At 75.0% G+C, this 11,097-nt stretch carries 12 protein-coding genes; 7 read left to right on the forward strand and 5 right to left on the reverse strand.

The window, feature by feature from the left end:
• The first annotated feature begins 8 nt into the window (after window positions 1–8).
• Window positions 9–1,838: an alkyl/aryl-sulfatase gene (locus ACFZAU_RS16550; protein ID WP_500552729.1), complete on the forward strand. Its 1,830-nt coding sequence runs from the start codon at window positions 9–11 to the stop codon at window positions 1,836–1,838.
• Window positions 1,839–1,906: 68 nt separating this feature from the next.
• A complete protein-coding gene (locus ACFZAU_RS16555) occupies window positions 1,907–2,068 on the forward strand; it encodes a hypothetical protein (protein ID WP_500552730.1) in 162 nt (53 codons plus the stop codon).
• Between the two features lie 27 nt (window positions 2,069–2,095).
• Here the strand turns inward: ACFZAU_RS16555 and ACFZAU_RS16560 are convergent, their stop codons facing one another.
• The 3 genes from ACFZAU_RS16560 to ACFZAU_RS16570 all read right to left on the reverse strand — a co-directional run bounded on the left by ACFZAU_RS16560 (window position 2,096) and on the right by ACFZAU_RS16570 (window position 4,534).
• Window positions 2,096–2,998: a hypothetical protein gene (locus tag ACFZAU_RS16560; protein ID WP_500552731.1), complete on the reverse strand. Its 903-nt coding sequence runs from the start codon at window positions 2,996–2,998 to the stop codon at window positions 2,096–2,098.
• A gap of 33 nt (window positions 2,999–3,031) precedes the next feature.
• A complete protein-coding gene (locus ACFZAU_RS16565; protein ID WP_500552732.1) occupies window positions 3,032–4,054 on the reverse strand; it encodes a class I SAM-dependent methyltransferase in 1,023 nt (340 codons plus the stop codon).
• An 81-nt stretch (window positions 4,055–4,135) separates the two neighbouring features.
• A complete protein-coding gene (locus ACFZAU_RS16570) occupies window positions 4,136–4,534 on the reverse strand; it encodes a VOC family protein (RefSeq protein ID WP_499607975.1) in 399 nt (132 codons plus the stop codon).
• A 209-nt stretch (window positions 4,535–4,743) separates the two neighbouring features.
• Here ACFZAU_RS16570 and ACFZAU_RS16575 point away from each other — a divergent pair, with 209 nt between their 5' ends.
• Both ACFZAU_RS16575 and ACFZAU_RS16580 read left to right on the forward strand, forming a co-directional pair.
• Window positions 4,744–4,980, forward strand: coding sequence for a hypothetical protein (locus ACFZAU_RS16575; RefSeq protein ID WP_500552733.1), 237 nt, complete (start codon window positions 4,744–4,746; stop codon window positions 4,978–4,980).
• 7 nt (window positions 4,981–4,987) lie between these two features.
• Complete coding sequence (locus ACFZAU_RS16580; RefSeq protein ID WP_500552734.1) at window positions 4,988–5,593, forward strand: sortase domain-containing protein; 606 nt, start codon at window positions 4,988–4,990, stop codon at window positions 5,591–5,593.
• A 37-nt stretch (window positions 5,594–5,630) separates the two neighbouring features.
• On the opposite strand, the gene ACFZAU_RS16585 is transcribed toward ACFZAU_RS16580, so the two are convergent.
• Complete coding sequence (locus ACFZAU_RS16585; RefSeq protein ID WP_500552830.1) at window positions 5,631–6,446, reverse strand: class I SAM-dependent methyltransferase; 816 nt, start codon at window positions 6,444–6,446, stop codon at window positions 5,631–5,633.
• Window positions 6,447–6,519: 73 nt separating this feature from the next.
• Window positions 6,520–7,311 (reverse strand): MBL fold metallo-hydrolase, encoded by a 792-nt coding sequence (locus tag ACFZAU_RS16590; RefSeq protein WP_500552735.1) that lies wholly within the window; start codon window positions 7,309–7,311, stop codon window positions 6,520–6,522.
• A gap of 62 nt (window positions 7,312–7,373) precedes the next feature.
• Here ACFZAU_RS16590 and ACFZAU_RS16595 point away from each other — a divergent pair, with 62 nt between their 5' ends.
• The 3 genes from ACFZAU_RS16595 to ACFZAU_RS16605 all read left to right on the forward strand — a co-directional run bounded on the left by ACFZAU_RS16595 (window position 7,374) and on the right by ACFZAU_RS16605 (window position 10,861).
• Window positions 7,374–7,976 (forward strand): CGNR zinc finger domain-containing protein, encoded by a 603-nt coding sequence (locus ACFZAU_RS16595; RefSeq protein ID WP_500552736.1) that lies wholly within the window; start codon window positions 7,374–7,376, stop codon window positions 7,974–7,976.
• Between the two features lie 111 nt (window positions 7,977–8,087).
• Window positions 8,088–10,598, forward strand: coding sequence for an aminopeptidase N (gene pepN / locus ACFZAU_RS16600; RefSeq protein WP_500552737.1), 2,511 nt, complete (start codon window positions 8,088–8,090; stop codon window positions 10,596–10,598).
• Window positions 10,599–10,720: 122 nt separating this feature from the next.
• On the forward strand, window positions 10,721–10,861 hold the full coding sequence (locus ACFZAU_RS16605; RefSeq protein ID WP_500552738.1) for a hypothetical protein: 141 nt from the start codon (window positions 10,721–10,723) through the stop codon (window positions 10,859–10,861).
• The last annotated feature ends 236 nt before the right edge of the window (window positions 10,862–11,097 follow it).

Raw genomic sequence — 11,097 nt, forward strand, 5'->3', positions numbered from 1 at the left:
GTGTCGTCATGACGGCTCTCGTACCCGGCGCAACCGAGGACTCGACGGACTTCGCCGACGCCGACCGGGGATTCCTCGGTGCCCTGACCCCCGGCCGCGTCACCGACGGCGACGGCCGGGTGGTCTGGGACGGCGACGCGTACTCCTTCCTGCAGGGCCCGTGCCCCGACACGGCGCACCCGGGCCTGTGGCGGCAGAGCCGGCTCGCCTCCAAGCAGGGCCTGTTCGAGGTCGTCGAGGGCATCTACCAGGTACGCGGCCTCGACCTGTCGAACATGACCCTCGTGGAGGGGGACCGCGGGGTCGTCGTCATCGACCCCCTCCGCTCCACCGAGTGCGCGGCCGCCGCCCTCGCCCTCTACCGCGAGCACCGGGGGGACCGGCCCGTCACCGCCCTCATCTACAGCCACTCGCACGTCGACCACTTCGGCGGCGCCCGCGGTGTCCTGCCGCACGGCCACGACCCGGTGCCCGTCCTCGCCCCGGCCGGCTTCCTGGAGCACGCGGCGGGCGAGAGCGTCGACGCCGGGGTCGCCATGACCCGCCGCGCCGTCTACATGTACGGCTCCGAACTGCCCAAGGGCCCGGCCGGGCAGATCGGATGCGGCCTCGGCCAGACCGCGTCCACCGGCACCGTCACCCTGATCCCGCCCACCGTGCACGTCACCCGCACCGGCCAGGACGAGACGATCGACGGGGTCCGGATCATCTTCCAGCTCACCCCCGGGGCCGAGGCGCCCTCGGAGATGAACTTCCACTTCCCCGCCAAGCGGGTGCTGTGCATGGCGGAGAACGCCACCCACACCATGCACAACGTCCTGACCCTGCGCGGCGCGCAGGTCCGCGACGCACGGCTGTGGGCGCACTACCTGAACGAGGCCCTCGTCCTCTTCGGCAACGCCTCCGACGTCGCCATCGCCTCCCACCACTGGCCGACCTGGAGCCGCGAGGGCATCCACCGGCTGCTCTCCCACCAGCGCGACCTGTACGCCTACCTGCACGACCAGACCCTGCGGCTGGTCAACCGGGGCCTGACCGGCAGCGAGATCGCCGAGGAACTGACCCTGCCGCCCGCCCTGGAACGGCTCGACGCCAACCGCGGCTACTACGGCTCCCTCAGCCACAACGTGAAGGCCGTCTACCAGCGCTACATGGGCTGGTTCGACGGGAACCCGGCCCACCTGTGGCAGCACCCCCCGGCGGCGGAGGCGCGCCGCTACGTGGACTGCCTCGGCGGAACCGACGCCACCGTCGCCAAGGCCAGGGAGTACGCCGACGCGGGCGACCTGCGCTTCGCCGTCACCCTGCTGGGCCACGCCGTCTTCGCCGACCCCGGGCACGCCGTCGCGACGGAGGAACTGGCCCTGCTCTACGAGCGCCTGGGACACGGCTGCGAGAACGGCCCCTGGCGCAACTTCTACCTGATGGGCGCCCAGGAACTGCGGGAGGGCGTCTCCCCGACCCCGGTCGTCATCGCCAACCCGGACGTGATGGCCGCCCTCACCGTGGACCAGCTCATCGACTCCCTCGCCATCCGTGTCAACGGCCCCAAGGCGTGGGACGTCCACCTGACCATCGACTGGCGCCTCACCGACGAGCACCGCACCTGGCACCTCACCCTCTCCAACGGCGCCCTCACCTACTTCTCCACCCAGGACGGGCGTCCCGCCGTCCGGCACGCCGACCTGACGCTCACCCTCACCCGGCCCGAGCTGCACCGGCTCCTCGCGGGCGGCCGCTTCGAGGGCGTCGACCACGAGGGGGACCTCAAGGTGGTGGCGACCCTCGTCGGACTGCTGGACGCCGCCGACCAGGACTTCCCGATCGTCACCCCGTGAGGATCCCCGGACGTGCGTGACCGGCGTGCGTGACCGACGTGCGTGACCGGCGTGCGTGAGCGGCGTGCGTGAAGAACGCGCCCCGTCCGGCGTGGTCCCCGCGCAGCCCGCCCCCCGCGCCGCGCGGCACCCCTGACCTGGCCGCCATGGTCCGACACCGCACCGTCGCGACGAACGGCATCCGGCTGCGCATCGCCTTCCTGCGGGAGGCCGCGCCGCCCACCGGCTGACCGGGTGACACATGCGGGCCCGCGGGGTCAGGTGTCGCACTCCAGCACTGTGCGGCACAGCTGGCACCGCGCCTTCACCCGGCCCCGCACCGGTACCCGGATCCGCTGGTGGCACACGGGGCAGGGGAAGGAGACCCGCTGGGGGCCGGCACCCTCGAATGCGTAGCCGGCGGCCGGGTACGCGCCACCGCGCCGCCGGTCGCGGGCGTACCGGCGGCGGCCCACCCAGCCGCAGGCGACCATCGGCGGATGACGCAGATCCGCCTCGGCGACCTCCTGCCCGGCCCGGTAGGCGTCCCGGGCCCGCGGGCTGGTGAGCCACGGCTCGACGTCGTCCCCGAAGGCCTGCGCCCGCTTGGCCAGGACGTAGCCGAACTCCTCCGGGGTGAGGTAGCCCAGTTTGGACACGGCCGTGGTCGCCCGGCCCCCGAAGAGCACCGGCTCCTCGCGGTAGGAGTCCAGCAGCAGCCAGCCCGCGCCCAGGTAGGTCGTGGCGGTGTCGGTCAGGATCTCGTTCTCCCACGCCCCGGGGAACCTCAGTCCGAGCCGGTGCAGGTAGACGTGCATCACCTCGTGCGCCAGCACCGCCCCCACGTCGCGCCGGTCGTCCCGGAAGCGGTCGTGCAGCTCCACGAAGTACTCGGGCCCGGCGGCCAGTTCCACGTTGCCCGCGTGCACCATGCCCCGGAAGGCGACCACCATGCGGGCCTCCGGGAGCCTGAAGTGCTGCACGATGGCCCGCGCGACCCGCTGCGCGCCCAGGTGGAGGTTCTCGTCCGCGGGGAACGCCACCGCCTCCGGGCGCACGCTCGCCGGGAAGCGGCTCACCGTGTCGTACGACAGCCGCCGGTAGAGCGCGGTCAGCGCGGCCCGCACCTGTTCCAGGTGCGGGAAGCCGTGCTCGACAGGGCTGGACGACGGCTCGGTCACGGCGCCTCCCCAAGCGGGTACGACCCTTCGAGCCTACGCGTCGACCCAGGCCGTTGTCGCCGTGCGTTCCGGCCCCGTGCCGGTCGCGGAGCCGGCCACCGGCACGCCGAGTGCGGTCAGCCGTTCGGCGGCGGTGGGTGCGGTGCCGCCCTCCGCCTGGTAGACGCTGAGCAGCAGCCGCCCGCCGGGTTCCACGAGCTCCGCCGTCAGCCGGCGCACCAGGTCGCCCAGCCGGCGCTCGGGCACGCAGTCAGCGAGAGTGTGCACGAAGGTGAACCGCCCGCCGTCGGGCGGCCGCCAGTCCAGCGCGTTGCCCACCGATATCCGCCCGGCCCACCGCGGCAGCCGGCGCCGGGCCAGCTCCACCAGGCGCGGGGCGAGGTCCACGCCGTAGGGCTCGACCACCCGGCCCCGCTCCGCCGCCCACCGTCGCACCGACTCCATCAGCAGCCCGTTGGCGCAGCCGAGGTCGAGGAACGTGCCGTCCTTGTGGAGCGCCTCCACCACCATCGAGCGCCGCGCCCGCCACTGCTCCGGCTCCCGTCCGAAGCCGGATCCGCCCTCGGGCGTGGTCGCCCGCAGGTAGGCGGGCTCCAGCAGGCGCAGGTTGTCGGCGAAGTACGAGGTGTCGTCCTGCTCCCGGAAGGAACGCGCCGCGTCCAGCACGGCACGCCGCTCGGCCCCGGCGGGCAGCAGGTCCGCGATCGCGGCGGCCTCGGCCACGATGAGGTCCGCGTCGGCGGCGTGCGGCCGCCGGCCCCGGTAGCGGTCCCCGTCCAGCCAGGCGTAGAGCCGTTGTTGCCCCGCGTCCCAGGCGAAGGGGTGCACCCGCTGCCGGTAGTACCCGGCGGTCTCCAGCGGGACCCGTGCGGCGGTGTCGAGGATCCAGTCCTCACCGGGCAGCACCTCGCCGGACGGCAGGCGCACCACCCCGTCCGCGCCGCGTACCGCGCCCACCAGGCCGCCCGGCAGGAACGGCACGAAGGTGACCCGGCGTACCGACGCGGGGTCCGGGTCCCGCTCGACCGGCTCGTACGTCGTGTTCCCCGCGTCCATGCCGTCCCCCCTCGGCCGCGCCCGCCCTTGGCGGCGGTCATGGTGACACCGTACAAGCGGCCACCGACACCCGGCCGCCGCTCATCCCGTGACGGCCGGCCCCGGCGCCTGCCCGTAGCAGAGGCAGAACGGGTGCCCGGCGGGGTCGGCGAAGACCCGGAAGCCGCTGCGCTCGCCGCCGCTGTCGTGCAGGAAGGTGGCACCCAGCGCCACGACCTCCTCGTGGGCGCGCTCCACGTCGGCGCGGGTGGGGACGTCGAAGTCCAGGTGGAACTGCTGCGGGTGCTCCGGGTCCGGCCAGCGCGGCGGCCGGTGGAAGGGCACCTCCTGGAAGGCGATCCGGGCACCGTCAGGTGACGTCAGGGTCACCCACGAGGGGTCCGCGGTGTCCAGGGACCAGCCCAGGACGCCCCGGTAGAAGCTGCCCAGCGCGGCCGGGTCCGGGCAGTCGATCACGGTGCACTGCAAGGTGGCGATCATCCGCCGAGCCTGCCCGGCGTCCTCCTGCGGGCGCAAGGCCCGCCCCCGGGACCATACTTTCGGCGGATACGGAACCGGTCCGGCGGGGGAGGCCCCGGCACCCCAGGACTCCGTACGGTGGGGACCGTGGCCGGCTGGCCGTCCGTCGCCCGGCGGGCGGCCACGACGTCCGTACCGCCGTCGCCCGAAGGACCGAAGGACCCCGACCCATGTCCGCCGCCTGTGCCGCCTCCGCCACCACCGTCCGGACCGTCCCGGCCCGGACCGCCGCCGTCGCCAGGCGCGTGGCGTTCGCCGTGCTCGCGGTCCTCGCGGTGTGCGCGGTGTGCGCGGTCAGGACGGCGGGCGTCCCCGGCGTCCCGGACCTGGCCGGACCCGCGCCGGCCGGCGTGCTGCTGCTGGCGGTGGGCGTCCGCGGCGTCCTGTACGCCGTCCGCCCGAGGTGAGCGGCCGATGCGGATGACGCACCGTCGCATCAACGTCCTCGCCCTCGCCCTCCTCGCCGTCGCCGCCGCCACGACCGGCTGGGCGGTCGCCCACGGGGGGCGGGGCGACGCGGTCGCCGTGGTCCACGGCAGCACGCCGGTCCGCGCCTCCGACCCCGCCGGGCACACCCCCGTACGCATCGACATCCCCAGCGCCGGCGTGCACGCCCGCGTCGTCGACCTCGGGGTGACCGACGACGGCACCCTCCAGACCCCCGCCACCGAGCAGGGCCGCTACGCCGGCTGGTACGACCGCAGCGCCGCCCCCGGCGACCACGGCACCTCCGTGATCGTCGGCCACGACGACGGCGGACGCGGACGCGCGGTGTTCCACGACCTCCACGACGTGCGCCCCACCGACACCGTCGTCGTCACCCGCGGGGACGGCAGCCGTGCCCGCTTCACGGTCACCCGGGTCGAGCACGTCCCCCGGCGCTCCCTGCCCGCTCAGGCCCTGCTCCGCGACGACGGTACGGCCGCCCTGCGTCTCCTCACCTGCGCGAGCGACCGGCACGACGACGGCCGGCCCCCCGGAACCCTCGTCGTCCACGCGATCGCGGTCCGCACCTCCTGAACCCCGCGCGCGTCGCACCCCACGACCGGGAGAGGTCCTAGCGGCGGACCGCCGAGATCAGTCCGCCGGGCCGCTCCTCGTGTTGCGGCGGGGTGGTGACCGGACGGCCGTAGGCGGCGGCGCGCTCGCGCAGGGTGTGGCCGGCGGCCTCCCAGCCGTGCCGGGCCAGCCAGCCGACCGGGTCGTCGGGCATCTCCGAGACCCACAGGGACGCCGCCGATCCCGGCGCGGCGTCCGCGCCGAAGCGCTCGATCACGCCGCGCGAGCCCAACGTCAGCCCCATCCGGCTGCCCGGCGCCGACAGCGCGCCGATCCGGGCGAGCAGCAACTCCACCGCGTCCTCGGGCAGATAGATCAGCAGCCCTTCGGCGATCCACACGGTCGGCGCGGACGGGTCGTGCCCCGCGGCGACCAGCGCGCCCGGCCAGTCGTCACGCAGATCCACCGGGACGGTGATCCGCTCGCAGCGCGCGACGGCCCGCTCCCGGCGCAGCACCGAGGCCTTGAAGTCCAGTGGGTCGGCGGTGTCGACCTCGAACAGCCGGGTGCCCTCCGGCCAGTCCATCCGGAAGGCGCGGCTGTCCATGCCGGCGCCGAGCAGCACGACCTGCCGGACCCCGGAGGCGGAGGCCTCCCGCAACAGATCGTCGAGGAACTTCGTCCTGATGACGATGGAGAACGACACGGCCAGCCGGCGGCGTCGCGCGGCCTCGTCGTCGGGCAGCGGCGGCGAGGAGGGCCACAGGCCGCCGGCGGCGGCGAAGGCCCGTGCCAGTGGGTCGCGGAACAGCGCGTTCTCCCGCTCGGTCTCCAGCGCCCGCACCCTGGCCACGCCCACCGCCGTGGCCCACACTCCCGACGGCCGCGACGGCCGTTGCTCATCAGTCACCGTGCCAGCCTAGGACGGCACGACCCGGGCGCCGGGGTCAGTCCCGCCGGCCCCAGTCCAGGCGGTCGGCCAGACCGGCGGCGGTGAAGGCGGCGGCCAGTTCGTCGCGGCCCTCGGTGAAGTGGGCCCAGCTGTCGTAGTGGACGGGGACCACGCGGCGGGCGGCGAGGAGTCCGGCGGCCTCGGCGGCCTGGGCGCTGTCCAGGACGATCAGCTGGTTGTCGAAGAGTTCGGGGAAGCGGGGGGCGCCGGCGAAGAGGAGGGCGGTGTCGACGGGGGCGTAGCGCTCGGCGATCTCCTTGACCGCGTCGAGGGAGGCGTTGTCGCCGCTGACGTAGACGGTCGGCAGGCCCTCGCCGGTCAGGACGAAGCCGACGACCTGGCCGGTGACCGGCTCGACCTTCTCGCGCGGGCCGGGGCCGTGGACGGCGGGGACGGCCGTCACGGTGACCGTGCCGCCGCCGGGGCGGTCCAGCTCGACGGACTCCCAGTCGGCCAGGCCCTCGGCCCGCTCCTTCAGGCGCTGCCCGCCACCGGGGGTGGTGAGGGTGAGCGGGACGTCGGCGAGCAGGGCCCGGCCCGAGGCGTCGAGGTTGTCGGGGTGCTCGTCGTGCGAGAGCAGGACCACGTCGACCGGGCCGAGGTCTGCGGGGGCCCCGCTGGAGGCGGCGGTCTTGGTCAGGAACCGGCCGCCGCCACGGGGGTAGTCGCCCGGGGAGTCGAAGGTCGGGTCGGTGAGGAAGCGCAGGCCGCCGTACTCGAAGAGGGCGGTCGGACCGCCGAGGACGCGTACGGGGAACGAGCCGGTCGCCGCGGGAAGGGAAGACATGGTGCACCTCACGAACCGTGACAAGACGGTAGTCGCCTCTCACGGATCAAGCAAGCCGTACCATGAGGAGCGTGAAGGAGCCCTTGATCGGACAACTCGGCCTGCCGCCCGCACAGGGCGAGGAGGAGCACCTGGCCCTCGCCCTCGCCAACAGCGCGATCGCGCTGACGGGCGGGCACACGGTCGACCTCCTGGGCTCTCCCGCGCAGGCGAACCACTGGCTCGCGGAACGCGGCCTCGCACCGGTCGAGGCCGGCATGCGGGAGATGTGCGCGGCGCAACTGCGGTCGCTGCGCGAACAGATCAGATCGCTGTTCGCCGCCCGGGCCGAAGGCCTGCCGGCCCTCCCCGCCGCGGTCAGGGCCGTCAACGACGCCATGACCCGCATCCCCACCGCCCCGTTGCTGCAGTGGGACGACGAGACCGGTCCCTACCGCGCCACCCCGCACCCCACCACCGCCGTCGTGGACCACGCCCTGGCCGTCCTCGCCGCCGACGCCTCGGACCTGCTCACCGGCCCCGAAGCGGCCCGCCTCACCGCCTGCGGCTCCCCTCCCTGCAACCGCTACCTGCTCCGCCACGGCCGCCGCCAGTGGTGTTCCACCCGCTGCGGCGACCGCGCCCGCGCCGCCCGCGCCTACGCCCGCCGCACCGCCTCGCTGTGACGCGCGCGCCTTTCGGCGACGGCCCCCGCCGCCGGCGCGCCCGCCGTCCTGGACCACGGGCCGCGGGGGACCCCCGTGCGCCGCGGGCCGGGCATGGGGCAGCATGACGGCATGCCTGCTCTCACGCGTGCCGAGGCCGAGACCCGCGCCCGGCAGATCGCCGTCCAGCACTACGCCGTCGACCTGGACCTCACCCGCGGCGACGAGGTGTTCGGATCGACCACCGTCATCCGCTTCACCGCCCTCGCCGACGGCGTCGACACCTTCGTCGAGCTGAAGCCCGCCGCGCTGCACGGCGCCGTCCTGGACGGACGGCCGCTGGACCCCGCGACCCTGGGCGACGACCGGCTGCCGCTCACCGGCCTCACGGCCGGCCCGCACGAACTGCGGGTCGAGGCGGACATGCGGTACTCCCGCACCGGTGAGGGCATGCACCGCTTCACCGACCCCGCCGACGGCGAGACCTACCTCTACACCCAGCTCTTCCTGGACGACGTGCAGCGCGTCATCGCCGCCTTCGACCAGCCCGACCTCAAGGCCGTCTTCGACGTCACCGTGACCGCGCCGCCCGCGTGGACCGTCCTCGGCAACGGAGTCGCCGAGCGCACCGGGGAGGCCGAGGGCCGCTGGCGCGTCGCGGCGACCCCGCCGATCAGCACCTACCTGCTCGCCGTCGCCGCCGGGCCCTGGCACTCGGTGCGCACCGAGCACGCGGGTCTGCCCTTCGGACTGCACTGCCGCCGCTCCCTCGCCCCGTACCTGGACGCCGACGTCGAGGAGCTCTTCGACATCACCCGCCGCTGCTTCGACCGCTACCACGAGCTGTTCGAGGAGCCGTACCCCTTCGACTCCTACGACCAGGCCTTCGTCCCCGAGTTCAACGCGGGCGCCATGGAGAACCCCGGCCTGGTCACCTTCCGCGACGAGATGGTCTTCCGCTCCGCCGTCACCGACACCGAGCGGCAGACCCGCGGCATGGTGGTCGCCCACGAGATGGCCCACATGTGGTTCGGCGACCTCGTCACCCTGCGCTGGTGGGACGACATCTGGCTCAACGAGTCCTTCGCCGAGTACATGGGCTACCAGGTGCTCTCCGAGGCCACCCGGTTCACCGGCACCTGGACGGACTTCGCCGTCGCCCGCAAGGGCTGGGGCTACGACGCCGACCAGCGCCCCTCCACCCACCCCGTCGCCCCCGCCCCGGAGGCCGTCCCCGACACCGCCTCGGCCCTGCTCAACTTCGACGGCATCTCCTACGCCAAGGGCGCCTCCGCGCTGCGCCAGCTCGTCACCTGGCTCGGCCGCAAGGACTTCCTCGCCGGCATCAACGAGCACTTCGCGCGGCACCGCTTCGGCAACGCCGCCCTCGCCGACTTCATCGACTCCCTCGCCGGCGCCACCGACCGCGACGTCCACGCCTGGGCCGACCGCTGGCTGCGCACCACCGGCGTCGACACGCTCACCCCCGTCCCCGAGGGCGTCGACGGCGGCTGGCGGCTGGACGTCACGCACCAGGGCGGCCGCCCGCACCGCATCTGCGTCGCCGCGTACGACCGCGCCGGCACCGGGACCGAAGCCGACCCGGAGCGGCTGGTGCTGCGCGAGCGCTTCGAGACCGACGTCCCCGCGGACGGCGAGACGCCCGGCACGCGTCCCGGCCCCCGCCCCGACCTGGTGCTCCTCAACGACCAGGACCTGACGTACGCCAAGATCCGCTTCGACGCGCGGTCCTGGGACACCCTGGTCGCCGCGCTGCGCGGCCTGCCGGACCCGCTCAGCCGCGCCCTGGTCTGGAACGCCGCCCGCGACCTCGTGCGGGACGGCGAACTCCCGCCCGCCGCCTACCTCGACGTGGCCCGTGCCCACCTGCCGTACGAGACCGACATCGCCGTCGTCCAGGGCGTACTGGGCTTCGCCCGCGGGCAGATCGCCGACCGCTACCTCCCCGCCGCCGAACGCCCCGCCGCGCTCGCCACGCTGGAGGCGCTCACCCGCGACCTGCTCACCCGCGACGACCCCGGGCTGCGGCTGGCGGCGACCCGCGAGCTCATCGCCGCCACCGCCGACCCCGGCGCCCTGCGCGGCTGGCTCACCGACGGCGCCCTGCCCGGCGGGCCCGCGCTCGACCCCGAACTGCGCTGGCAGATCCTCACCCGGCTCAGCGTGCTGGGCGCGGCCTCCGCGCAGGACATCGCGGCCGAACTGGACGCCGACCCCAGCGCCACGGGCCAGGAGGGCGCCGCCCGCTGCCGGGCCGCGCTGCCCGACCCGGAGGCGAAGCGGGGGGCCTGGGCCCGGATGTTCGACGGCGACACCCTGTCCAACTACCTCTTCACCGCGACCGCCCAGGGCTTCTGGCAGCCCGAACAGCTCGACCTGGTCCGGGAGTACGTGCCCCGCTTCTTCCCCGCCGCCGTGGCGGTCGCCGCCCGCCGCGGCCCCGCGCTCGCGGAGGCCGCGGGCCGCTGGGCCTTCCCCGTCCCCGTCGTCGACACCGCCGTGCTCGACCTCGGCGAGGAGTGCCTCCGCACCGGCGACCCCGCCCCCACCCCCGCACTGCGCCGCCGCCTCGCCGACCAGCTCGACGACCTGCGCCGCGCCCTCCGCGTCCGGACCGCCTGACGGGCCGCCCCGGGGGCGGGCGGCGGCCACCGTTGCGGTGACCCGTGTGCCCCGGGCGAGCGATGGAAGCATCCCGAAGCGCGGTGATCGGCGCTCGGGCAAGAAGCCACCTGGAGGTAGGCATGTTCGGCAGAATCGGTGTACCCGAGCTGCTCCTGATCCTGGTCGTACCGGCCGCCGTCGTCTTCGGCGTCGTGTTCGCCGTCCTGCGCAAGCGGCAGCCCCGCCCCGACGCGGCGGCGTGGGGGGAAAGGCAGCGCTGACCGCCCCGCTCGGGGACTGACGCACCGAAGCCCCGCTGCTCCCCGGAACCATCCGGGGAGCAGCGGGGCTTCGCCGTCGCCCCGGGGCGAGGCTCGCCCGTGACGCCGGGGCGGCGGCGCCGTCGCTCGGGGGCCGCGCGCGGGTGCGCCGGGGCGGCGACCGTTGGGGGCGCGGGGGCAACACCCGGGGCGGGGGAGCGTCGTTACGCAGGTCGCCCAGCGCGTTCGCGCCGGTG

Origin of the sequence: Streptomyces sp. NPDC008238, from assembly GCF_042956445.1 — a bacterium.
GTDB lineage: Bacteria > Actinomycetota > Actinomycetes > Streptomycetales > Streptomycetaceae > Actinacidiphila.